This is a genomic window from Citrobacter sp. 50677481 (assembly GCF_001463265.1).
GTDB lineage: Bacteria > Pseudomonadota > Gammaproteobacteria > Enterobacterales > Enterobacteriaceae > Citrobacter_A > Citrobacter_A sedlakii.
This window is the reverse complement of the sequence record NZ_LNHZ01000075.1, coordinates 80,318-104,153: the sequence shown is the minus strand read 5'-3', so window position 1 is coordinate 104,153 and position 23,836 is coordinate 80,318. Positions and strand designations below refer to the sequence as shown.

Annotated in this window: 24 protein-coding genes; 14 read left to right on the top strand and 10 right to left on the bottom strand. The window is 54.3% G+C overall.

Going from position 1 to position 23,836, the window contains the following annotated elements; translation table 11 throughout:
- Position 1 precedes the first annotated feature (1 nt).
- Together APU02_RS25535 and APU02_RS22230 are read right to left on the bottom strand one after the other, a co-directional pair.
- Complete coding sequence (locus APU02_RS25535) at positions 2-235, bottom strand: DUF1272 domain-containing protein (protein WP_072014946.1); 234 nt, start codon at positions 233-235, stop codon at positions 2-4.
- 244 nt (positions 236-479) lie between these two features.
- Positions 480-1,196, bottom strand: coding sequence for a YebC/PmpR family DNA-binding transcriptional regulator (locus APU02_RS22230; RefSeq protein ID WP_042283320.1), 717 nt, complete (start codon positions 1,194-1,196; stop codon positions 480-482).
- 355 nt (positions 1,197-1,551) lie between these two features.
- Here APU02_RS22230 and APU02_RS22225 point away from each other — a divergent pair, with 355 nt between their 5' ends.
- The 3 genes from APU02_RS22225 (at position 1,552) to tyrR (ending at position 5,699) form a co-directional block, all read left to right on the top strand.
- Positions 1,552-2,949 (top strand): YcjX family protein, encoded by a 1,398-nt coding sequence (locus APU02_RS22225; RefSeq protein WP_042284697.1) that lies wholly within the window; start codon positions 1,552-1,554, stop codon positions 2,947-2,949.
- The gene (locus APU02_RS22220) at positions 2,946-4,010 is read left to right on the top strand and encodes a YcjF family protein (protein ID WP_060571266.1); all 1,065 of its coding nucleotides are present in this window, start codon (positions 2,946-2,948) and stop codon (positions 4,008-4,010) included. The genes APU02_RS22225 and APU02_RS22220 overlap by 4 nt, the downstream gene beginning before the upstream one ends.
- Before the next feature lie 147 nt (positions 4,011-4,157).
- Positions 4,158-5,699, top strand: coding sequence for a transcriptional regulator TyrR (gene tyrR, locus APU02_RS22215; protein WP_060571265.1), 1,542 nt, complete (start codon positions 4,158-4,160; stop codon positions 5,697-5,699).
- A 112-nt stretch (positions 5,700-5,811) separates the two neighbouring features.
- On the opposite strand, the gene tpx is transcribed toward tyrR, so the two are convergent.
- Complete coding sequence (tpx, locus tag APU02_RS22210; protein WP_042283311.1) at positions 5,812-6,318, bottom strand: thiol peroxidase; 507 nt, start codon at positions 6,316-6,318, stop codon at positions 5,812-5,814.
- Between the two features lie 121 nt (positions 6,319-6,439).
- Here tpx and ycjG point away from each other — a divergent pair, with 121 nt between their 5' ends.
- On the top strand, positions 6,440-7,405 hold the full coding sequence (gene ycjG, locus APU02_RS22205; RefSeq protein WP_060571264.1) for an L-Ala-D/L-Glu epimerase: 966 nt from the start codon (positions 6,440-6,442) through the stop codon (positions 7,403-7,405).
- Here the strand turns inward: ycjG and mpaA are convergent.
- Entirely contained in the window at positions 7,380-8,108 is a 729-nt protein-coding gene (gene mpaA, locus APU02_RS22200) for a murein tripeptide amidase MpaA (RefSeq protein ID WP_060571263.1), read from the bottom strand. The genes ycjG and mpaA overlap by 26 nt on opposite strands.
- A 183-nt stretch (positions 8,109-8,291) precedes the next feature.
- Here mpaA and APU02_RS22195 point away from each other — a divergent pair, with 183 nt between their 5' ends.
- On the top strand, positions 8,292-9,905 hold the full coding sequence (locus APU02_RS22195) for a peptide ABC transporter substrate-binding protein (protein WP_042283304.1): 1,614 nt from the start codon (positions 8,292-8,294) through the stop codon (positions 9,903-9,905).
- 415 nt (positions 9,906-10,320) lie between these two features.
- Here the strand turns inward: APU02_RS22195 and APU02_RS22190 are convergent, their stop codons facing one another.
- On the bottom strand, positions 10,321-10,899 hold the full coding sequence (locus APU02_RS22190) for a LuxR C-terminal-related transcriptional regulator (RefSeq protein WP_082636894.1): 579 nt from the start codon (positions 10,897-10,899) through the stop codon (positions 10,321-10,323).
- Between the two features lie 243 nt (positions 10,900-11,142).
- On the opposite strand from APU02_RS22190, the gene APU02_RS22185 reads away from it, so the two are divergent.
- Positions 11,143-11,403, top strand: a complete 261-nt coding sequence (locus APU02_RS22185; protein ID WP_060571261.1) for a DUF2534 family protein — start codon at positions 11,143-11,145, stop codon at positions 11,401-11,403.
- Positions 11,404-11,448: 45 nt separating this feature from the next.
- Here APU02_RS22185 and uspE read toward each other — a convergent pair whose 3' ends face one another.
- The 3 genes from uspE to ogt form a co-directional block, all read right to left on the bottom strand.
- The gene (gene uspE / locus APU02_RS22180) at positions 11,449-12,399 is read right to left on the bottom strand and encodes a universal stress protein UspE (RefSeq protein WP_042283298.1); all 951 of its coding nucleotides are present in this window, start codon (positions 12,397-12,399) and stop codon (positions 11,449-11,451) included.
- A gap of 151 nt (positions 12,400-12,550) precedes the next feature.
- Positions 12,551-13,303, bottom strand: a complete 753-nt coding sequence (gene fnr, locus APU02_RS22175; protein ID WP_060571260.1) for a fumarate/nitrate reduction transcriptional regulator Fnr — start codon at positions 13,301-13,303, stop codon at positions 12,551-12,553.
- A gap of 193 nt (positions 13,304-13,496) precedes the next feature.
- The gene (gene ogt / locus APU02_RS22170; protein WP_042283293.1) at positions 13,497-14,012 is read right to left on the bottom strand and encodes a methylated-DNA--[protein]-cysteine S-methyltransferase; all 516 of its coding nucleotides are present in this window, start codon (positions 14,010-14,012) and stop codon (positions 13,497-13,499) included.
- Positions 14,013-14,323: 311 nt separating this feature from the next.
- On the opposite strand from ogt, the gene smrA reads away from it, so the two are divergent.
- Positions 14,324-14,887 (top strand): DNA endonuclease SmrA, encoded by a 564-nt coding sequence (smrA, locus tag APU02_RS22165; RefSeq protein ID WP_060571259.1) that lies wholly within the window; start codon positions 14,324-14,326, stop codon positions 14,885-14,887.
- Here the strand turns inward: smrA and APU02_RS22160 are convergent.
- A complete protein-coding gene (locus APU02_RS22160) occupies positions 14,884-15,690 on the bottom strand; it encodes an IclR family transcriptional regulator C-terminal domain-containing protein (RefSeq protein WP_042284694.1) in 807 nt (268 codons plus the stop codon). The genes smrA and APU02_RS22160 overlap by 4 nt on opposite strands.
- A gap of 170 nt (positions 15,691-15,860) precedes the next feature.
- On the opposite strand from APU02_RS22160, the gene APU02_RS22155 reads away from it, so the two are divergent.
- Genes APU02_RS22155 through pcaC form a run of 6 tightly spaced genes read left to right on the top strand, consistent with a single transcriptional unit; the run spans position 15,861 to position 20,923 of the window.
- Entirely contained in the window at positions 15,861-16,550 is a 690-nt protein-coding gene (locus APU02_RS22155; RefSeq protein ID WP_060571258.1) for a 3-oxoacid CoA-transferase subunit A, read from the top strand.
- Positions 16,551-16,559: 9 nt separating this feature from the next.
- On the top strand, positions 16,560-17,216 hold the full coding sequence (locus APU02_RS22150) for a 3-oxoacid CoA-transferase subunit B (protein WP_060571257.1): 657 nt from the start codon (positions 16,560-16,562) through the stop codon (positions 17,214-17,216).
- A 9-nt stretch (positions 17,217-17,225) separates the two neighbouring features.
- Positions 17,226-18,428, top strand: coding sequence for a 3-oxoadipyl-CoA thiolase (gene pcaF, locus APU02_RS22145; RefSeq protein ID WP_042283284.1), 1,203 nt, complete (start codon positions 17,226-17,228; stop codon positions 18,426-18,428).
- A 9-nt stretch (positions 18,429-18,437) separates the two neighbouring features.
- Positions 18,438-19,802 (top strand): 3-carboxy-cis,cis-muconate cycloisomerase, encoded by a 1,365-nt coding sequence (locus tag APU02_RS22140; protein ID WP_060571256.1) that lies wholly within the window; start codon positions 18,438-18,440, stop codon positions 19,800-19,802.
- On the top strand, positions 19,780-20,544 hold the full coding sequence (gene pcaD / locus APU02_RS22135; protein ID WP_042283279.1) for a 3-oxoadipate enol-lactonase: 765 nt from the start codon (positions 19,780-19,782) through the stop codon (positions 20,542-20,544). The genes APU02_RS22140 and pcaD overlap by 23 nt, the downstream gene beginning before the upstream one ends.
- Positions 20,534-20,923 carry a 4-carboxymuconolactone decarboxylase gene (gene pcaC / locus APU02_RS22130; RefSeq protein ID WP_060571255.1) on the top strand — a complete coding sequence of 130 codons (390 nt, stop codon included), beginning with the start codon at positions 20,534-20,536 and terminating at the stop codon, positions 20,921-20,923. The genes pcaD and pcaC overlap by 11 nt, the downstream gene beginning before the upstream one ends.
- A 43-nt stretch (positions 20,924-20,966) precedes the next feature.
- Here the strand turns inward: pcaC and APU02_RS22125 are convergent, their stop codons facing one another.
- Positions 20,967-22,196, bottom strand: coding sequence for a sensor domain-containing diguanylate cyclase (locus tag APU02_RS22125; RefSeq protein ID WP_060571254.1), 1,230 nt, complete (start codon positions 22,194-22,196; stop codon positions 20,967-20,969).
- 506 nt (positions 22,197-22,702) lie between these two features.
- Between APU02_RS22125 and APU02_RS22120 the strand changes: the two genes are divergently transcribed.
- Entirely contained in the window at positions 22,703-23,824 is a 1,122-nt protein-coding gene (locus APU02_RS22120; RefSeq protein ID WP_060571253.1) for a methyl-accepting chemotaxis protein, read from the top strand.
- The last annotated feature ends 12 nt before the right edge of the window (positions 23,825-23,836 follow it).

Below are 23,836 nucleotides of genomic sequence, written 5' to 3'. Positions count from 1 at the left end.
TTTACGCCCGGTGTTTATGACGGCGCTGCGTTGAGGCCGGATATTGCAACAGGGCCGCTGCGGGACGTACCGGACGTCGAACCAATTCCCCCCCGCAGTTCGGGCAACTGCCGTGAAGCCGCTGAGTCACGCAATCACTGCAAAAGGTACATTCGAACGAACAGATAAAGGCTTCCGTTGATTCTGGCGGCAGATCGCGATCGCAGCATTCGCAGTCAGGGCGAAGTTCGAGCATGGTGTTCTCCGGGTTAAGGGAAAAATCATCGAAAGTATAGATGACCCACAGCCCACGCAGAATGAAACCTGCCACTACACCAGGATCACCATGAAAAGGATACCACGATCTGTTTATAGCGTTTGCGGGCACCACCTTCTACATCGCTCCGATGCTTAGTGAAAAAGGTGCCTGCGCTGGATTTTGAGGGTTATTTTATAATCAACCACCCGGTTGGAAATGCTGCTGCCTAACTCATTTTGGATCAGAGATTTGCAACGTTATGATAAACTTTTTGAACATCATCGTCATCTTCAAGGGCATCAACAAGCCCTTCAAAAATTGCTAAATCTTCTGGTGAAAGTTCAATTTCTGATTGAGCGATCATTTCTAATGATGTCGTTGTGAATTCAGTGATTCCAGCCGCTTTTAACGCTGCAATGCCTTTGTGAAGGTCTGTGGATTCAGTATAAATAACGATGTTTCCGTCTTCTTCGGTGACATCACGAACATCCACTTCAGCATCAAGCAAAATTTCAAAAATACGGTCAGGGTCTGTTCCTTTAAATACAATCACGCCCGTATTGTCAAACATATAACTGACAGAACCTGCCGCCCCGATATTCCCGCCATTTTTATTGAAAATTGTGCGGACATTCGCAATCGTACGATTAACATTTGACGTCAACGTTTCAGCGATAATCATTGAACCATTGGGTCCAAAGCCTTCATAACGTCCCTGGACGAACGTTTCATCTCCGCCACCTTTGGCTTTATCAATGGCTTTATCGATAACGTGTTTTGGAACCTGCGCTTGTTTCGCACGTTCAATAACGAATTTTAGAGATGAGTTTAATTCTGGGTCGGGTTCACCTTGTTTCGCTGCAGCATAGATTTCCACACCGAATTTTGCGTATACTTTAGACGTTGCACCGTCTTTAGCCGTTTTTTTTGCAACGATATTGGCCCATTTACGTCCCACTGGAATTCGCTCCTCGAAAATTTATTTACATTACTTGCAGATTAATAATCTGCGTTTTTTCTACCGTATTATATCATGATATGTAAATATTCGTCTATGAATATTAAAATATGCCGTGTATACGGAGTGTTACTTTTATTTTGCCAACAGTAAATATGGTGTGAATATTATTTGATAATGTTCTTCTGAGTGTTTTTTCTGTTCTTAATACTTGAGCCGTAATAAGAACAGATAAGACACGAGCTGATACGAAGCCGACGCCCCGTCCACAGCCGCTTGATAATCAATAACCTGCCCCCATCATAACCGGTATACGTTATAATTTTTTCTGGCCTTCAGGCATAACAGGATGGCGATGAAGAGACTCACCAATGAACTCAATGCGCTGGTCAATCGCGGCGTCGACCGGCATTTACGCCTGGCGGTTACCGGACTGAGCCGGAGCGGAAAGACCGCGTTTATCACCGCGCTGGTTAACCAACTGCTCAACATTCATGCCGGGGCGCGTTTGCCCTTGCTCAGTGCGGTGCGTGAAGAACGCCTGCTTGGCGTAAAACGGGTGCCGCAGCGTGATTTCGGCATTCCGCGTTTCACCTACGATGAAGGGCTGGCGCAGCTGTATGGCGAGCCGCCGACCTGGCCGACGCCAACCCGTGGCGTCAGTGAAATTCGCCTCGCGCTGCGCTACAAATCCAATGACTCGTTACTGCGTCATTTCAAAGACACATCAACGCTGTATCTGGAAATTGTCGATTACCCGGGGGAGTGGCTGCTCGACTTGCCGATGCTGGCGCAGGATTACCTCAGTTGGTCGCGGCAAATGACCGGGCTGCTTCAGGGGCAGCGCGCAGAATGGTCGGCGACGTGGCGCAAGCTCAGCGAAGGGCTGGATCCCCTGGCGCAGGCCGATGAAAATCGGCTGGCGGAGATTGCCGCCGCCTGGACTGATTACCTTCACCAGTGCAAGCAGGAAGGGCTACATTTTATCCAGCCCGGCCGTTTCGTGCTGCCCGGTGATATGGCCGGCGCGCCGGCGCTGCAGTTTTTCCCGTGGCCGGACGTCGATGCCTGGGGAGAGTCAAAACTGGCGCAGGCGGATAAACACACCAACGCCGGCATGCTGCGCGAACGCTTCAATTATTACTGCGAAAAGGTCGTAAAGGGGTTTTATAAAAATCATTTCCTGCGTTTCGATCGCCAGATTGTCCTGGTTGATTGTCTGCAACCGCTGAACAGCGGACCACACGCATTCAATGATATGCGTCTGGCCTTAACGCAACTGATGCAAAGCTTCCATTACGGTCAACGCACGCTGTTCCGGCGGCTGTTTTCGCCGGTGATTGATAAGCTGCTGTTTGCGGCGACCAAAGCGGACCACGTGACACTCGACCAGCACGCCAATATGGTCTCGCTCCTGCAACAGCTGATTCAGGACGCCTGGCAGAACGCGGCCTTTGAGGGGATCAGTATGGACTGTCTGGGGCTGGCTTCCGTTCAGGCAACCACCAGCGGGCTGATTGACGTGAACGGCGAAAAAATCCCGGCCCTGCGGGGAAATCGCTTAAGCGATGGCGCGCCGCTGACTGTCTACCCAGGTGAGGTGCCCGCACGTCTGCCCGGGCAGGCTTTCTGGGACAGTCAGGGCTTTCAGTTTGAGGCGTTTCGTCCGCAAAAAATGGATGTCGACAAACCGCTGCCGCACATTCGCCTGGATGCCGCGCTGGAATTTTTAATAGGAGATAAATTGCGATGAGCGAGCCGTTAAAACCGCGTATCGATTTCGCCGGTCCGCTTGAGCCGGAGCAGGATCCGGTGTTCAGGGCGCAACAGACGTTTAGCGAGGCGCAGGCGCAAAGCTTCGCTCCGGCTAACATCGACGAACCGCTGGAAGAAGAAGGTCAAGCCGAAGCGGTGATTGACGCAGCATTGCGCCCAAAACGCAGCCTGTGGCGCAAAATGGTTATGGGCGGGCTGGCGCTGTTTGGTGCCAGCGTCGTGGGCCAGGGTGTCCAGTGGACGCTCAATGCCTGGCAAACTCAGGACTGGGTGGCGCTGGGTGGGTGCGCTGCCGGCGCATTGATTATCGGCGCGGGCGTGGGTTCTGTGGCGACGGAATGGCGACGTTTGTGGTGCTTACGCCAGCGCGCCCATGAACGCGACGACGCCCGGGAACTGCTGCACAGCCACGGAACCGGGAAAGCCCGCGCGTTTTGTGAAAAGCTGGCCCGGCAGGCGGGAATCGATCAATCACACCCGGCGCTACAACGGTGGTACGCCTCAATACACGAGACCCAGAACGATCGTGAGATCGTCAGCCTGTATGCGCATCTGGTGCAACCGGTGCTGGATGCGCAGGCAAGACGTGAAATCAGCCGTTCGGCGGCGGAGTCTACGCTGATGATCGCCGTCAGTCCGCTGGCGCTGGTGGATATGGCGTTTATCGCCTGGCGTAACCTGCGGTTAATTAACCGTATCGCCGCGCTGTACGGCATTGAGTTGGGCTATTACAGCCGTTTGCGTCTGTTCCGTCTGGTCCTGCTGAACATCGCCTTTGCCGGCGCCAGCGAACTGGTGCGAGAGGTCGGTATGGACTGGATGTCGCAGGATCTTGCCGCCCGCTTATCCACGCGCGCCGCGCAGGGGATTGGCGCCGGACTGCTGACCGCGCGTCTGGGCATCAAAGCGATGGAACTTTGCCGCCCGCTGCCGTGGATGGAGGATGATAAACCGCGACTGGGCGATTTTCGTCGTCAGCTTATTGGGCAGGTGAAAGAGACCTTGCAGAAAAACGCCGCTGCCCGGGAAAAATCCTGACCAGACAGGCGTTGACCGCGTATCTTTACGCCGAAACGCCTGTTTTTCCATCATGCTGTCAATATTTGTTGACAGAATCCTTCCTGCTATCCGAATCCTGGCTTATCATCTTATTTAACGTTCTTTATTCAGGTGAAGGTTCTCCCCATGCGTCTGGAAGTCTTTTGTGAAGACCGTCTTGGTCTGACCCGTGAATTACTCGACCTGCTGGTGCTGCGCGGCATTGATTTACGCGGTATAGAGATAGATCCGATTGGGCGAATTTACCTCAATTTTGCCGAACTGGAGTTCAATCACTTCAGCAGCCTGATGGCGGAGATTCGCCGTATATCCGGCGTGACGGACGTGCGAACGGTGCCGTGGATGCCTTCTGAGCGAGAGCATCTGGCGCTGAGCGCGCTGCTTGAAGCCCTGCCGGAACCGGTTCTGTCGCTCGATCTGAAAAGCAAAATCGACATGGCGAACCCGGCAAGCTGTCAACTTTTTGCGCTCAACCTGGAGCGGATGCGCAATCATACCGCTGCCCAACTGATCAACGGTTTTAACTTTCAGCGCTGGCTGGAGGGAAATCCGCAAAATTCGCATAACGAGCACGTGGTCATTAACGGCCAGAATTTCCTGATGGAAATCACCCCGGTGTATCTGCAGGGCGAAGCCGAGCAGCAGATGCTGACCGGCGCGGTAGTGATGCTACGCTCGACCATCCGTATGGGCCGCCAGTTGCAAAACCTGGCGACGCAGGACGTCAGCGCGTTCAGCCAGATCATCGCCGTCAGCGCCAAAATGAAACATGTGGTAGAGCAGGCGCGTAAGCTGGCGACCCTCAGCGCGCCGCTGCTGATTACCGGCGATACCGGTACGGGAAAAGATCTTTTTGCCTATGCTTGCCATCAGGCCAGCCCGCGCGCGGGGAAACCCTATCTGGCGCTCAACTGCGCGTCGATCCCCGAGGACGCCGTTGAAAGTGAGCTGTTTGGTCACGCGCCGGAAGGCAAAAAAGGCTTTTTCGAACAGGCGAACGGCGGTTCTGTCCTGCTTGACGAGATTGGCGAGATGTCGCCGCGGATGCAGACTAAACTGCTGCGCTTCCTGAACGACGGCACGTTCCGCCGTGTCGGAGAAGATCACGAAGTGCACGTTGACGTACGTGTGATCTGCGCTACCCAGAAAAACCTTGTTGAGCTGGTGCAGAAAGGGGTGTTCCGGGAAGATCTTTACTATCGTCTTAACGTGTTGACCCTGAATCTGCCGCCGCTGCGCGATTGCCCGCAGGACATCATGCCGTTGACCGAACTGTTCGTGGCGCGTTTTGCCGACGAACAGGGCGTACCGCGTCCTAAACTCTCTGCCGACTTAAGCACAGTCCTGACCCGTTACGGTTGGCCGGGCAATGTGCGACAGCTAAAAAATGCCGTTTATCGCGCGCTGACCCAGCTTGAGGGTTATGAACTGCGGCCGCAGGATATTTTATTGCCGGATTACGACGCCTCCGCCGTGGCGGTAGGCGAAGACGCAATGGAAGGTTCGCTGGATGAAATCACCAGCCGCTTTGAGCGTTCGGTGTTAACCCAGCTTTATCGTAACTATCCGAGCACGCGCAAACTGGCAAAACGGTTGGGCGTGTCGCATACGGCTATCGCCAATAAGCTGCGGGAATATGGGCTGAGCCAGAAGAAGGGTGAAGAATAAAGGGGAAGGGGAATCGCTCTGGAAGGCCTGATTGCGTTATCCGCATCAGGCCTGTGGGGGCGCCGGTAGGCCGGATTAAGCATCAACCGCTATCCGGCGCACCCGTTGGCAATTATGCTTTCAGCACGTCCAGCGCCGCAGCATAATCAGGCTCGTGAGTGATTTCGTTTACCAGTTGGCTGAAAATCACGTTGTCGTTCTCATCAATCACCACCACGGCACGCGCAGCCAGGCCTTTCAGCGGGCCATCGGTGATTTCTACACCGTAGTTTTTCAGGAACTCAGGGTTGCGCAGGGTAGAAAGCGTGACAACGTTGCTCAGGCCTTCCGCGCCGCAGAAGCGAGACTGGGCGAACGGCAGGTCCGCAGACACGCACAGCACAACGGTATTCTCGATCTCGGTGGCCAGTTGGTTAAACTTACGTACCGATGCCGCGCAAACGCCGGTATCGATGCTCGGGAAAATGTTCAGCACTTTACGCTTGCCCGCATACTGGCTCAGCGCGACGTCGGACAGATCTTTTGCCACGAGGGTAAAAGGCTGCGCCTTGCTACCCGCTTGTGGAATGGCGTTGGCGACTGCAACCGGGTTGCCCTGGAAATGTACGGTTTGTGACATGGTTATCTTCCTGTTTACATATAGTTAACGTCGTAGCTAGTTTATGCCAACAGCCGATAACACGGCAAACGCTATTTCTGCGTAACGCACAAACGACCACGTTTTCGCATGAGGAGAAAAGATGAGAGCAGTAAAGGTATACGAGGAAGCCTGGCCGTTACACACTCCCTTTGTGATTGCCCGCGGCAGCCGAAGTGAAGCGCGGGTGGTGGTGGTTGAACTGGAAGAAAATGGCGTGAGAGGGATCGGGGAATGCACGCCGTATCCGCGCTACGGCGAAAGCGACGCGTCTGTCCTTGCGCAAATCATGAGTATCGTTTCGCAACTGGAAAAGGGACTGACCCGGCAAGCACTTCAGCAGGTGCTTCCTGCTGGCGCGGCGCGTAATGCCGTTGACTGCGCGTTATGGGATCTTAGCGCTCGCCAGCAGCAGCAAACGCTTGCCGACGCTGTCGGCGTCACGCTGGACGCGGAGATCACCACGGCGCAAACGGTGGTGATCGGTACGCCAGAACAGATGGCCGCCAGCGCGGCGGCACTGTGGGAAACGGGCGCGCGACTGTTAAAGGTGAAACTGGATGACAGGTTGATTAGCGAGCGGATGGTGGCGATTCGTTCGGCTGTGCCGGAGGCGACGCTTATTGTCGATGCCAATGAGTCCTGGCGTGCGGAAGGCCTGGCGGCGCGCTGCCAGCTGTTAGCGGATCTCGGTGTGGCCATGCTTGAACAGCCGCTCCCGGCCCAGGATGACGTTGCGCTGGAGAATTTTATCCATCCTTTACCCCTCTGTGCCGACGAGAGTTGCCATACCCGCAGCAGTCTGAAGGCGCTGCGCGGACGCTATGAAATGATCAACATAAAACTGGATAAAACCGGAGGTCTGACCGAGGCGCTGGCGCTGGCGACAGAGGCTCGCGCGCAGGGTTTTTCGCTGATGCTGGGCTGTATGCTCTGTACATCGCGGGCGATCGGCGCGGCGCTACCGCTCACGCCGCAGGTCACGTATGCCGATCTCGATGGCCCCACCTGGCTGGCCGTTGACGTGGAGCCGTCGCTGCACTTTACGACAGGACAATTGCATCTTTAGGGTGCCAGCGCAGCAGACTGGACATCGCCTGGAGGTAAATCTCGCTGGCCTCATCTGCTGAGATCGGCGGGAATTCCGCAGTGATGCAATGCAAATTCAGGTCCGCGCACCAACTGCCGAAAGACCCGGGCGTTTCATAGCCCACGCTGGTCACCCGCGGCAGGGAAAATGCCTCCGCCAGCCATTCCCCCAGCTCGCTGCTGGCAGGATCTTCAATACAGGCCAGCGGGTCGTGAAACGACACCACCCACGCGGGATGAATCTGATGAATGAGCTGGCAAAGCGCCTGCGTTTCCGGCTCTGAAGCCGGATGGTCTCCCGTTAATAGCACCACATCGCGCTCAGGGGCGGCGCTGTTCCAGCGATAAACCGTTTCCCCGGCTTTCCAGTTCGCGGCGGGAAAATTGCGGTTCAGGTCGACGCCGTTGGCGTTGGCGCGCAGCCCTAACTGACAGCCGTCCGGATTCACCGCAAGGATCACATGATGGCGGCGCAGCGACGGCGTCAGCGTACGCAGCGCGCAGGAAAGGGTAACCACCGACGAATTTTCGTCACCGTGTGTTCCCGCAATGATTAAACCGCTTTCACGATCTGCCGCCGGAGCCGGAAACCAGATCAGCGGGGCCCCTAACAGCGATCGACCATAATGTTCAGTGCCGGGCGGAAATGCGCCGCGCTCGGCGCGTGGGCGGGTAACGGTCATAAGCGTCTCGGATTGCTGAGGATAGTCATCGCAGTGTTGTGCAATTTTTGCCGATAATCAAATTGATTTCACGCGTCCGGATATTTGGTCGTGATATCAATTTTTTGCCGGAAGGTATTTGCATTTCCCTATGGCGAAACAAATAATTACGCCATTAATGATAAGCCGTTTTGAGGGAATCGTATGAAGCACTCTGTTGCAGTCACCTGTTGTGCGCTGATGGTAAGCAGCATCTCTTACTCCTGGGCTGCGGAGGTTCCCGGCGGTACGGTACTGGCAGAGAAACAGGAGCTGGTTCGCCATATCAAAGACGAACCGGCAACGCTCGATCCGGCGAAAGCAGTAGGGCTGCCGGAGATCCAGGTCATCCGCGATCTTTATGAAGGGCTGGTGAATCAGAACGAAAAGGGGGAAATCATCCCCGGCGTCGCCACTCAATGGAAAAGCAACGATAACCGCATCTGGACATTTACCCTGCGTGAGAACGCCCGCTGGGCTGACGGCACACCTGTCACCGCGCAGGATTTTGTCTACAGCTGGCAACGGCTGGTTGACCCGAAGACCCTTTCTCCTTTCGCATGGTTCGCGGCGCTGGCAGGCATCAACAACGCGCAGGCGATTATTGATGGCAACGCGACGCCGGACAAACTCGGCGTTAGCGCCGTGGATGCCCGTACGCTGAAAGTCCAGCTGGATAAACCGCTGCCGTGGTTCGCCAATCTGACGGCAAACTTTGCGTTTTATCCGGTGCAAAAAGCCAACGTCGAAAGTGGGAAGGACTGGACCAAACCGGGTCATCTTATCGGCAATGGCGCTTACGTGCTGAAGGACAGGGTGGTGAACGAAAAGCTGGTGGTCGTGCCGAATACGCAATACTGGGACAATGCGAAAACGGTCCTGCAAAAGGTCACTTTTCTGCCAATCAATCAGGAATCCGCCGCCACAAAACGCTATCTGGCAGGGGATATTGATATCACCGAGTCCTTTCCGAAAAACATGTATCAAAAGCTGCTTAAGGACATTCCCGGTCAGGTTTATACACCACCGCAGCTGGGGACCTACTATTACGCGTTCAATACACAAAAAGGCCCTACGGCGGATTCCCGCGTGCGTCTGGCGCTGAGCATGACCATTGACCGTCGTATTATGGCCGGGAAAGTGTTAGGAACGGGCGAAAAACCGGCCTGGCGTTTCACGCCGGATGTCACCGCAGGCTTTACACCTGAGCCGTCGCCATTCGAACAAATGAGCCAGGAAGAGCTGAATGCGCAGGCGAAAACGCTGTTGCGCGCGGCGGGTTACGGACCGCAGAAACCGCTCAAGCTGACGCTGTTGTATAACACCTCCGAAAATCATCAGAAGATTGCCATCGCAGTGGCCTCGATGTGGAAGAAAAATCTCGGCGTAGAGGTAAAATTGCAAAATCAGGAATGGAAAACCTATATCGACAGCCGCAACACTGGCAATTTTGACGTTATTCGCGCCTCCTGGGTTGGCGATTACAATGAACCGTCAACATTTTTGTCGCTGCTAACGTCGACCCATTCCGGCAATATTTCGCGCTTCAATAACCCGGCGTATGACAAAGTGCTTACCCAGGCCACGCTGGAAAATACGGCCCAGGCGCGTAACGCCGATTACAATGCGGCTGAAAAAATTCTTATGGAACAAGCGCCCATCGCCCCGATTTATCAGTACACCAACGGACGGCTGATCAAACCCTGGTTGAAGGGGTATCCGATCGCCAACCCTGAAGATGTGGCCTACAGCCGGACGATGTATATCGTGAAGCACTGAATGTAAGCATGGCATTTCTGACTGGTCACACAGGGGCTATTCAGGTACCCGCCCCGGCAGGGAGATGCCATGCCAGTCGCGGCATGATTGTCCATGCCGCGCAACAGAGAGTGGCGCAAACGCTCGCTCCTGTTTCTACAGACAGGTAACACAGTCGTGCAACGCGCCGCACTCCTTCATTATCAAATGAATCCGTTTGCAGAGTTAACGATGCAAGAAAAATAATACCGTCAGCGCAAACAGAAGCGGCTTCCGTTAATCGCTCGCCAGCTAAGCGTAATAAACGTGTCGTAAGAGCACAAGAGAATAATAGTTTAATAATGAACTTCATCTTTTTTCAGGCGCGGAAAAAAGAGGCGTTCATATTTGGATGACATGCAAGCACGCCTCAGTGAAAAATCACTGAGGCGGTATATTAATGATAGTGACACCAGTGCCTGACCAGACTCACTTTATTACGCAGTCCCATTTTGCGCATCGCCAGACTTTTATAGGTATAAACCGTTTTACTGTCCAGTTGCATTACGCCTGCGATTCCCCTGACGGAAATGCCGCTGATATACAGTGAAATGATCATGAATTCCTTCCAGTTGAGCATCCTTTGTGGCTCTTTGGGGTTTCTCACCTTGCACAAAGGGATAGCAATTTTTCTTTTACGTAACAGCAGAGACAGTCTGGCTTCAATGGTTACAAGGGGCATATTGATCTCACAATAGAACATCTTGCGATCGTCCACTTTCAGTGACAAAAAATTTAACAGCTGAGGATTGCCAATAATTAAAATACGTTCCGCATTACACGCGGTCAGCGCTTTTAGTTCTGATACGTCAATCCACGATTTTTCAAAGATGAAAACCGCTATGCTGGCACCGGGAGTTAACGCTTTTGAATTATGATTTATTATTTTTGCTACCAAATGCTCAACGGCTACTCGGGCGTAATGATCGTCGCCCTGAATAAAAAATCTCCGCCATACCCAATCACCCATAGACATAAATAAGATTACATGTGAGACAACTTTAATGAAAAATTCACCCCGATAGTGATTATTCTGGAGGGTAGAAAATAGGATAGCAATGCTCAAATTATCCAATTATGGACAAACTGTTTGTAACCAAACTGAATATTTGACAGGGATGTAATGTAAAGAGACGGAACTTGACAGCAGACTTTAGCACAATGTCATGGTATTGTTACGCACAAGTAACGGAGCTTTCACTTACAGAAGGAGATCGTCATGATCATGAGAAAGTTTAAGACGGCGAGAGGAAAAAAATTCCTGCTTTGCCTGCTTGGCGTATTCATCATCGCTGCGACTGTCGTCACGCGTGCGACCATTGGCGGGGTGATTGAGCAGTACGACATACCGCTGGCGGACTGGACGACATCAATGTACGTCATCCAGTCGTCGATGATTTGTGTCTACAGCCTGGTCTTTACGATTTTACTGGCGATACCGCTGGGGATTTACTTCCTCGGTGGGGATGACAAACCGTAAAAGAAAAGGCCCGACATTCGGGCCTTTCGCTTATAAATCTGACGGTTAATCGTCTTCGTCGTCGTCGAGTTCTACCGGAGTCTGATACTGATCGGGTTTGATGACCAGCAGGTCACAGCGCAGATGATCGATAACCTGTTCCGCGGTATTGCCAAGAAACGCGGCGGAGATACCGGTACGCCCCACGGTGCCCAGCACCACAATCCCCGCCTGCAAATGTTCAGCCAGATCCGGGATCACCTCTTCCGGTAATCCTTTCTCTACGTGGGTGACTTTTTCATCGATACTGAATTTCTGGCGCAAAGACTTCATCGCCAACAGGTGCTGACCGCGAATCGCATCGTTATACACGCTGGGGTCGAACTCGGGCAGTTCAATAGCAATGTTGATGGGAGTGACCGGATAGGCGCCAACCAGATGCACTTCAGTATGGTTGACCTGCTCGGCCAGTTGCAGGGTTTCTTTAACCAGTTTCTCGTTCAGCGCATTGTGATAAGGTTCTTCGCTGGCAAGGTTCACCGCCACCAGCGCTTTCCCGCCTTCTGGCCACGGCTGGTCTTTGACCATCCATACCGGGCTCGGACATTTACGCAATAAATGCCAGTCAGTCGGCGTGAAGATCACCGCTTCCAGTTTATCGTGCTGGTGGGCCATTTTTAGAACCAGATCGTGTCCGCCGCTGATGACCTCCTGAATGATGGCTTCAAAAGGACGGTTGTGCCAGACCACTTTAATGTCAATCGGAACGCCTGCTTCGAGATAGTATTTCGCCTGTTCGCGGATCCATGCGGTCCGCTGGCTGATGACGCCCTGACGCATTGCCGTACGCTCGTCTGGCGACAGCAGGGTCGTCATTTCGTATGAAAAGTCATAGATCGGCAGGAAGGCTTTTATGGTGCCACCAATCCGTTGATGCAAATAAACCGCACGCCGTAACGCAGGTTGATCGTCCTGATTCGGATCGATAACCACCAGCATGTTTTGATACATAGCCATACAGGGTCTCCTTACAACTGTCACCGCAGTCTGTAACTAAAAGAGTAACCCAATAACGAGAAATGAAACAGGGAAGAACCTTCTGTCAGATCAATAAATCAGGAAAATTTAGCGATTCGACAGAAGGGTTTCTGGAGAAGTTGCGGAAAGATTAAGCGACGTTACGCGTGTGACCGGCAAGCACCGCCAGCGCTTCGCTGTTCTCGATGGTAATGTATTTGCCTTTTACTGCCAGCATGCCGCTTTTCTGGAAACGCCCCAGCAGACGGCTGATGGTTTCGACAGTCAGGCCGAGGTAGTTACCGATATCGCCGCGGGTCATGGTCAGACGAAACTCGCGCGGTGAGAAGCCACGCTGGGCAAAACGACGAGAAAGGTTATAGATAAATGCCGCCAGGCGCTCTTCCGCGTTTTTCTTTGACAGCAGCAGGATCATATCCTGGTCGCCTTTGATTTCGCCGCTCATCAGGCGCATCATCTGCTGACGCAGATTGGGCATTTTGCCTGACAGATCGTCCAGCGTCTCAAACGGGATTTCACAGACCATTGAGGTTTCCAGCGCCTGTGCAAAGCTTGGGTGATGGCCACTGCCGATAGCGTCGAAGCCAACCAGATCGCCCGCGAGGTGGAAGCCGGTAATCTGTTCGTCACCTTGTTCGGTAATGGTGTAGCTCTTGATCGTACCGGAACGAATGGCGTAGAGCGATTTCAGCTCATCACCTGCTTTAAACAGGGTTTGCCCTTTCTGGATCGGCTTTTTACGCTCGATAATATTATCAAGCTGATCAAGCTCATGCTCGTTAAGTGTGAACGGGATGCAAAGCTGGCTGATACTGCAATCCTGGCAATGGATAGCACAACCGCCAGACTGAATGCGCCGTATAATTCGCTTTTCCGGGATCATAGGTCTGCTCAAGCCGTAATTGATATTTGTCAATTTTAACATCTTTTTGGTGGGCACGTAAGTCTGAGCAGAGCGCAATAGCGGATAATTCCGGAAAGTGAGCGGAAAATATTTCTATCTTGTTGAAAAACCTCACCTTGAGTGAGGCATCTTTACGCAAAAGTGTGAGCAAGAAGGCACGAATTGCCTGGACTCAGAGTAACAAATAGCCTTCGTGACGCAGTAACCACTCTTTGCGCTGTACACCGCCAGCGTAGCCGGTCAGGGCGCCATTTCGGCCAATGACGCGATGGCAAGGCACCACAATGCTGATGGGATTCGAGCCATTGGCTGCGCCCACCGCGCGCGCCGCGCCGGGGCGACCAAGCTGTTCCGCCATCTGACCATAGTGCATCACCTGTCCTTTTGGAATAGTGCGTAACATCTGCCAGACGTCGCGCTGGAAGGGCGTTCCGCCGGTTGCGGTGGGGAGAGTGTCAATCACATCGATATTCCCGGCAAAATAGTCAGCCAGTTTATCGGCCAGCCCGCCGGGGTTTTTCGCCGGGATGCGGGAATACCCCCCGGCCCGATAATGAATATCCAGCAGTTGTTCCATTCGGTCGCTATGCTGTTCCCATTCCACGGCGCGCAGGTGGAACTGTTCGTCGCAGAGGATCCACAATGGTCCCAGCGGGGTCGCAATTTTATCTTCCAGTAGTGTCAGCATTCGACGCCTCGTATCAGTACCGCTAATTAGCCGTCATCAATCTAGCATGGCGAACTTCCATGCCGCTATACCCCTGATTTGGGATAAAAAAAAGAGTCTGTCGACATCGCCAGACTCTACAGTACACACAGCAGTATTTCCTTAAGTAATCATTGCGAATAAACTGGGAGTGTATCACCCGTAAAAATTCTGCGCTGATAGCACGGACAATCAGGGATTCATCGTCGCTTACTGGAAACTTCTGTAAACCATTGTCGCTATTCAGGGGGACGGTTATGATAACGGTTGTCTTAAAAACGGGAGGATGAAGCATGAACCTTGACGACAAAGCGCTGTTTCTTGACGCCATGGAGGATGTCCAGCCTCTCAAACGTTGTACAGACGTTCACTGGCAGCCGGTGCGCAACGCGCGTAAGCCGCAGCGTATCGACACGCTGCAGCTTGATAATTTCCTCACCACCGGTTTTCTGGACATCGTCCCGCTGGCGCAGCCGCTGGAATTTCGCCGCGAGGGGCTACAGCAGGGCGTGCTCGACAAACTGCGTGGCGGAAAATACGGTCAGCAGGCCAGCCTGAACTTATTGCGCCAGCCGGTGGAAGTCTGTCGCCAGCAATTGTTCCGCTTTATTCTCCAGTCTTTGCAGGATGGCTTACGTAATGTGCTCATCATTCACGGTAAAGGGCGGGACGATCACTCGCACGCGAATATCGTGCGCAGCTATGTGGCGCGCTGGCTGACCGAATTTGATGATGTGCAGGCGTACTGTACGGCGCTGCCGCACCACGGCGGCAGCGGTGCCTGTTACGTGACGCTGCGTAAAACCGCACAGGCAAAACAGGAGAATTGGGAACGCCACGCCAAACGCAGCCGTTAATGTAGTAACAGCGACAGCTCCTGCGCGGCTTTTTGCAGTTCAGGCAGTACCCGGGTCCGCAGTTCCTCCGCGGAAACCTGTCCGGCATGGACGCCCACATTCAACGCTGCCTGTACCTGTCCCTGGGCGTTAATTAACGGTACGGCAATTGACCGTAGTCCCATCTCCAGTTCCTGATCGTTAAGCGCGTAGCCCTGTTGCCGCACTTTTTTTAGCTCCGCGCGCAGGGCCGAAACAGAATCGACGGTTTGCGAGGTGTAGCGAATCATGGTGATTCTTCCCAGCATATCATTCAGTTTATCTTCCGAAAGGTGGCTTAACAGTACGCGGCCCATTGAGGTAGACCACGCGGGCAGGCGGCTGCCAATGTCCAGATCGATGGTCATGATCCGCGAACTGGAGGCGCGGGCAATATAGAGAATATCGTCGCCGTCCAGCGTGGCGATGGAGCAGGATTCATTGAGCATATCGCTCAGATGCTTAAGTACCGGCTGCGTGGCGCGCGCCAGCGGCGTCGAGGCGAGGTAAGCATGCCCCAGCGCCAGGATCCGAGGGCGCAGTTCAAAATTTTTACCGTCTTCAGCATAGACAAACCCCAGTTTACCCAACGTATACAGACAGCGGCGTACCGCTGCGCGCGGAATGCCGGTCTTCTGACTGATCTGCGATATCGACATCACCCGGCGCTGCGGCGTAAACGCCTGAATCACCTCCAGCCCGCGTGCCAGCGAGGCCATAAAATTCGGGTCGCCCTTAAACGGGTCGGCTTCGTTGCTCAGACGATCGTCCGGATGTTTTTCCACTGTTTTCCCCTCATTGTTCGCCATCGATCACATTCTTCGCACAAATATACACATCGTTCGATTATCGCACCATATTTCGATTATCGCCCTTGCCTGGCTTCGTTAAGTGGGTCACATTTTGTGCGAACAACGCAAAAAGGTGCGAAATACGCACAACAAGGAGCGACCAGATGATTGATAAGAGTGTGCCTTCGCTGGAGGAGGCCATTGCCGGGATCCCGGATGGCGCCACCATCATGATTGGTGGATTTGGTACGGCGGGGCAGCCCACCCGGCTGATTGACGCTCTGATAGACCAGGGGGCCCGGGATCTCACTATCATCAACAACAATGCGGGTAACGGCGAAGTGGAGCTCGCGGCGCTGCTGAAAGCGAAACGGGTGCGTAAAATGATCTGCTCTTTTCCGCGCCAGGTGGACTCGCAGATTTTTGACGGGCTATACCGTAACGGAGAGGTGACGCTGGAGCTGGTGCCGCAGGGGAATCTGGCGGCGCGGATCCAGGCAGCCGGTGCCGGAATTGGCGCAATTTATACCCCAACGGGCTATGGCACCCCGCTGGCGGAGGGTAAAGAAACCCGCTGCATTGATGGTAAAAACTATGTGCTTGAATATCCGATAAAAGCCGACTTCGCGCTGATTAAAGCGCACCGGGCTGACCGCTGGGGAAACCTGGTGTACCGCAAAGCGGCGCGGAATTTTGGACCGATCATGGCGACGGCCGCGCACACCACTATCGTCGAAGTGAATCAACTGGTTCCGCTGGGCGAACTCGATCCTGAACATATCATTACGCCGGGCATTTTTGTCCAGCGCGTATTTTCGCTGGAAAACCTGGCAGAAACAGCGCTGCGTGCCTGAGGAGGAAAAATGAAAAGATTATCACGGGATGAAATGGCGAAACGCGTGGCGCAGGATATTCCCGAAGGGGCTTACGTCAATCTTGGTATTGGCCTGCCTACGCGGATCGCCAACTACCTGCCCGCAGATAAAGAAATCTTCCTGCACAGTGAAAACGGTCTGCTCGGCATGGGACCGAAGCCCGCGGAGGGTGAGGAGGATCCCGAACTGATCAATGCCGGAAAAGAGTATGTCACCCTGATGCAGGGCGGCTGTTATTTCCATCATGGCGATTCGTTCGCCATGATGCGCGGCGGTCACCTTGATATCTGCGTACTGGGGGCATATCAGGTTTCTGCGTCAGGGGACCTCGCGAACTGGAGCACCGGCGCGCCCGATGCGATCCCGGCGGTAGGGGGGGCGATGGATCTGGCGATCGGCGCGCGTCAGGTGTTCGTGATGATGGATCACTTAACCCGCGAGGGAGAATGTAAGCTGGTAGAGCACTGTTCCTATCCGTTAACCGGAATGAGATGTGTCAGTCGTATTTACACCGATCTGGCGGTGATCGACATTACCGAAAAAGGGCCCGTGGCGCGGGAAATTTTCAACGGACTCTCTTTTGAAGAGCTGCAGCGTATCACGCCGGTGACGCTGGGGTTTGAACAGCTGGCGCAAAGCGCATAAGGAACTAAGATGAATCAGGCATTTATCTGCGATGCGGTGCGCACGCCGTTTGGTCGCTTCGGCGGGACGCTGGCGAGCGTACGGGCGGACGATCTGGCGGCCATTCCGTTGAAAGCTCTGCTGGCGCGCCATCCGAATCTCGATCCGGCGGCGATTGATGATGTGATCTACGGCTGTGCGAATCAGGCAGGGGAAGATAACCGCAACGTGGCACGAATGGCGTTGCTGCTGGCGGGTTTGCCGGAAAGCGTGCCGGGCAGCACGGTGAACCGGCTTTGCGGCTCCAGTCTTGATGCGATAGGCATTGCCGCGCGGGCGATCAAGAGCGGAGAGACGCAGTTGATGATTGCTGGCGGCGTCGAGAGCATGTCGCGCGCGCCGTTTGTTATGGGGAAGGCGGAAAGCGCCTTTAGCCGCAGCATGAAAATGGAAGATACCACCATTGGCTGGCGTTTTATCAATGCGCAAATGCAGGCGCAATATGGTGTGGATTCGATGCCAGAAACGGCAGAAAACGTCGCACAACAGTTTGCCATTTCGCGGGCCGATCAGGATGCGTTTGCCCTGCGCAGCCAGCAACGTACAGCGGCGGCTCAGGAGCAGGGGCTTTTTGACCGGGAGCTGGTTTCTGTGACAGTGTCACAACCAAAGGGCGAGCCGCGGATATTCAGCGCCGACGAACACCCACGCGCCACCTCGGCTGATGCGCTGGCAAAACTGAAGGGCGTCGTGCGGCCTGATGGCTCGGTGACGGCAGGCAATGCCTCCGGGGTTAATGATGGCGCTTGCGCGCTGCTTATTGCCAGCGAGCAGGCAATGGCGCAGCAGGGATTGCAGCCGCTGGCGCGCATTGTTGGCGTAGCGACGGCAGGCGTCGCGCCGCGTATTATGGGCTTTGGTCCCGCGCCCGCGGTACGTAAGGTGCTGGCGCTGACCGGATTAACGCTTGCACAAATGGACGTCATTGAGCTTAACGAAGCGTTTGCCGCTCAGGCGCTGGCGGTCATGCGCGATTTGGGTTTGCCTGATGAGGCCGCGCAGGTGAACCCGAATGGCGGCGCAATTGCGCTGGGGCATCCGTTGGGAGCATCCGGGGGAAGGCTGGCGATGGCGGCAGCGTATCAGCTACAGCGAACGGGTGGGCGTTATGGTCTCTGCACGATGTGTATCGGCGTTGGACAAGGCATCGCGCTGATAATCGAAAGGGTTTAAGGAGCAGAAATGCATTTGTTAACCCCGTTAATGCGCGGAACGGCGCTGACGGCAGAATTCTCAGAGCAGCAAGTGATCCAGGGGATGCTCGACTTTGAAGCCGCGCTGGCAAGGGCGCAGGCGGCTTGCGGCGTGATCCCTGTCGCCGCCGCCGGGCCGATCGTCCGTGCCTGTCGCGCAGGACGTATTGATGCGGACACGCTGGCAGAGTCGGCGCGTGCGGCGGGAAATCTGGCAATCCCCTTAGTCAAACAGTTAACCGCACAGGTAAAAGCCGATGATCCTGACGCGGCGCGCTACGTACATTGGGGCGCTACCAGTCAGGACGTTATTGACACCGGGATGGTGCTGCAACTGCGCGCGGCGCTGAACGCAACCCGTGCGCATCTCGCACGGTTAGTGGATACCGTTGCCAGCCAGGCATCGCGTTATCAGCAAACCGTCATGCCGGGACGGACCTGGATGCAGCAGGCGTTGCCGGTGACGTGGGGTCTGAAACTTGCCGGAACGCTTGACGCGTTATTACGCTGGCAGGAGCGCTTACAGCAGTTACTTCCGCGTGTGCTGGTGGTCCAGTTCGGCGGCGCGGCGGGCACGCTGGCGTCGCTCAGGCAGGACGCGCTGCCGGTGGCGTCGCGTCTGGCGCAGGAGCTGGCCCTTACGCTGCCGGATACGCCCTGGCATACGCAGCGCGATCGTATGCTGGAAGTGGCCGCGTGGTATGCCGGGATCGGCGGAACGCTGGGCAAATTCGCTCAGGATTTCGCACTGCTGATGCAGACCGAAGTGGCGGAAGTGAGCGAACCCGTCACCGCCGGGCGTGGCGGTTCCTCCACCATGCCGCATAAGCGTAACCCGGTCAGCTGCGCCGCCATTCTGACCGCGATGCAACGAACGCCGGGGCTAATGGCAACCCTCTACAGCAGTCAGCTTCAACAACATGAACGGGCGCTCGGCGGCTGGCAGGCCGAATGGGAAGTCTTGCCGGAAATCATCATGCTGGTCGGTCACGCGATGCAGGAAACGCAACACTTGGTTGAAGGGATGCAGGTCTGCCCGCCAAAGATGCTTGAGAACCTGGAGATCACGCATGGCCTGATGATGGCGGAGTCGGTGACCCTGGCGCTCGCAGCGTTTGTCGGTAAACAAGAAGCGCATCATTTGATGGAAGATCTTTGCCATCGTGCAATCGAAAAGCGGTGTTCTCTGCTGTCAGTGTTGGTCGATGAACCACGCGTGACCGCGCACGTTGATAAATCTCGTTTAACAGCGCTGCTTGACCCGACGCAGGCCACTGGCAGCGCAGAACACTTTGTCCAGCGCGTACTTTCGCGCTATGAGGAGCGGCGGCATGGAACTGAACTTTCAGATTGAAGGGCCGGATAACGCCCCGGTGGTGGTGTTATCGAATTCACTGGGTACGACGCTGACCATGTGGGAACCGCAGATGGCGGCGTTAACCGCGCATTACAGGGTGCTGCGTTACGACACGCATGGACACGGCGAAACGCGTAAACGGGGAGAAACGGACCTCGCGCGGCTCGGGCAGGATGTGATTGCGCTTCTGGACCATCTGGACATCCCGACAGCACATTTTTGCGGTATTTCAATGGGCGGGCTGACCGGTTTATGGCTCGCATGCCATCAGCCGCAACGGATGCGCAGTGTGACCGTGATAAACAGCGCGGCGCGGATAGGTAATGAAGCCGGCTGGCGCGACCGGGCGCAGCAGGTCCGCGCCAGCGGGCTTTCCGCGATTGCCGCCAGCGCGCCTGAGCGCTGGTTTAGTCTGCCGTTTCGTCTGGCGTCAGCAGAGACCGTGGCCGACCTGTGTCAGCAGCTCGTAGAATCGTCCGCGCAAGGCTATGCCGCCTGTTGTGATGCGCTGGCGACCGCCGATATGCGTGACGAGATAGCCGACATTCAGCGCCCGGTTTTGCTTATTGCCGGAGATGACGATCCGGTGACCACCGTGGCCGATGCGCAGTATATGCACCAGCGCATTGCGGGTTCAACAATGGTCGTGGTGAAGGCGTCGCATTTATCCACGATTGAAGCGCCAGACGCGGTGAACGCGGCGCTGCTGTCATTCCTGGGAGGACAGAATGCAGGATGAAGACCGTTTCGAACAAGGCATGAAGGTGCGTCGCAGCGTACTGGGCGATGCGCATGTCGATCGCACCGTGAAAAACCTGACCTCGCTTAACGCCGATTTTCAGGATTTTATTACCCGCTATGCCTGGGGAGACATCTGGAGCCGCCCCGGGCTGGAACGCCATACGCGCAGCCTCATCACCATTGCGATGCTGATAGCGCTCAACCGGGAAGCGGAGCTGAAGATGCATTTGCATGCTGCTTTTAATAACGGGGCGACGCGGGAAGAACTAAAAGAACTGATCATGCATTCCGCGCTCTATTGTGGTTTACCTGCCGCCAACGCTACGCTGCATCTGGCGCAGCAGGTTTTCGATGAGCGTGATGCCGCCGGTCTGTAAGACACGCTGCCGGCGACCTGAAGCGTCGCCGGAAATGTCTCTGTCAGGCTGCGAGTACCCGATTGCGCCCTGCGTTTTTGGCCCGGTATAAGGCAGCATCAACGCGTTTAAACAGGTCATCAAGGCTTTCATTTGGTTCATGTTGCGCCACGCCAATACTCACCGTAAAACGCGGCAGGCCCAACAGCGTGAGCTTTGCCACCGACGCGCGAATCGCTTCCGCCAGTGAAAGCGCATCATCCAGCGGCGTGCGCGGCAACAGCAGAATAAACTCCTCGCCGCCCCAACGGAAAACCCGATCGCCCTGGCGCGCGCTCTGCTGAAGGCAGTTCGCCAGCGCGCAGAGTACTTCATCACCCTTTAAATGCCCGTACATATCGTTAATGCTCTTAAACCTGTCAGTATCAATGAGCAGGAGACTGTAATCCTGCGCCAGGGAAAATGGGGTTCTCTGTTCGGGGTCAGTCAGGAGATAAAGCTGGCGGCGATTAAGTAAACCGGTCAGCGCATCGTGTAATGCCGCATAGTGCAGCGCCTCTTCCAGCCGTTTTTGTTCGGTAATGTCGTGGACAATGCATAGCATCAAGCGATCGCCGTAGATTTCGATTGGCCCCGCATAGGTCTGGACATGACGGGGAGAGCCGTCCGCCATCTTGTGCACAAAATGTAATGGCTTATGGCCGCCGGGCAACCGGGCAATTTCATGCATGATGGGTAAGATTTGTCGTCCCAGCATATTAATTTCCCAGGTATGTTTTTGACACATCGCCTCAAGGCTGTAACCGTAGAAATTGAGCGCCGCGAGATTGGCATCGACAATCAGTCCATCGCGCGAGGGATCAATCAGCAGAATAGGCGCCGTGTTGGTCAGAAAAAAACGGGCATAAAATCCCTGTTTCTTGCGCTGGTAGGCCAGCGAACGGCTCGCTTTTAACCCCTGAACGGTCGAGATATCTATCCCTTCAAACAGAATCACCTCGCGATCGTCAGGCAGTTGTCTTAACGAAAGACGGCACGAGAGGGTGCCCGGCGTATTGTCCCGGCTTACGGTCAGGATTTCGATAATATCCCGGCGGCTGCGTAAATCGGTGATGTAATCTGCGAGCTGGCGGTGCGCATGAACCGAATACGCGCCCTGACGCAGTTGATTGAAGTCATTTTCCGGCATAAACGCAGCGGCGGCGCGATTAGCAAACAACATTTCCCCCGTGAGCGGAAAGACGATCCAGACAGGAAGGGTCAATAAATCCAGAGCGTTAAAGTTGTGGGTCATTTTTATGGATCCTGTTTTTTAATCATGACATGTTGCGTAAGCGCAAAAAAAACAGAACAAGAAGCAAGCGTGGCGAGACGGCGGCAATAAGCGAGCCAGATAAGTGCGCAAGTTTTAATCTAGCAGGGTTTCACCTTTACGCATGAGGAAACGGCGTGGCAACGCTTAAAAAAAGCAGCGCTGAAATGGCCGTACGGGGATCGCTGTCTGCAGGCAAAAACAGAAGAGGAATAAAAAATAGTAAAAACTAAACAGTTAAGCGCTGATGAAATTATCTGCGCAGAGATATTGCGTGGCTTAAGTATAAAACAACGGAAAGGAGTAAATAGCAGATTGTCCGTGTTTTATGCGTCCTTACTGCAAATTAAGGTGATGGGGGAATGGCGTTAAGAGAAATTATCCATGGTATATCGTAAATGTTGGCGCAATGTAAAAAGCGGATGAAAATAGTGTTTCCTGATGCTATATAACTATTTACCCGCAATGTATTTTCTCCCGGAACTGAAATGTTAAAAAACATGAGTGTCAGAACGTTTATTATTGGCTTCCTGGTAGGCGTTTTCCTGTTATTCAATATTGTTCATATACTTTTCTCATCAAATATCCGCTTGGTTGTTTTAATGAATGTGATCTCGCTGACAGCGTTATTGTTTTTATGGTGGTATATGACAATATATCTTGTCACGCCGATCAACACGGTTAAGCGAAGTATTGCCGAAGTCACCGCCGGAAATCTGGGGGTGATAATCCCTGCGTTTGGTAATAACTGTGCGGGAAGACTCATTCCCGGAATTAACAGCCTGTCGGGTAATATTGCGACGCTGGTGCGTGAGATCCGCCATTCTTCTCACACCGCGCTGTCGCTGTCTGAACAGCTTGCCGCCCGCAGTGCGGAACTTTCGGTGAAAACCGAGCAGCAGTCGTCCTCACTGATTCAGACCTCGGCCAGTATGGAAGAAATGGCGGCGAGCACCCGTAATAATGCTGATAACACCCGTCTGGCCAATCATCAGGCCGATACGTCAAAACAGTGCGCGTATCACGGTAGCGAATTAATGGCGCAGGTTTCACATAATATGGAATCCATCGCGCACTGCGCGCAGCAGATGACGGAAATCATTACGCTGATTGACGATATTGCTTTTCAGACCAATATTCTGGCGTTAAATGCTGCCGTAGAAGCGGCACGCGCGGGTGAACACGGAAAAGGATTTTCCGTGGTGGCGACAGAGGTCCGGAATCTGGCGCACCGAAGCGCAGAAGCGGCGAAAAATATAAAAATGCTGATTGAAGAAACCCATAAAAATGTTCGGCAGGGAGCGGAGGTGGTCAGCGAAACAGAAAAAAATATGCAGATCATCGTCCAGGGCGCAGGGCAATTAAGCCAGCTCATGCGTGAAATTTCTGCCACTACCGTGGAGCAGGAAAAAGGCATCAACCAGATATCGCAGGCCATGAGCGAACTGGAAAGTGTTACCCAGAGCAATGCGCTGATGGTAGAGGAATTAACGGGTTCTTCTGCAGTATTGAAACGGCAGGTGGTTGAGTTGCAGTCTAAGACGCAGCAGTTTCGTTTATCTGCCACCACTACGTCGGCGCAACAGCACGGGCAGTCCAGGTTTTCATGATAAATATCAGCA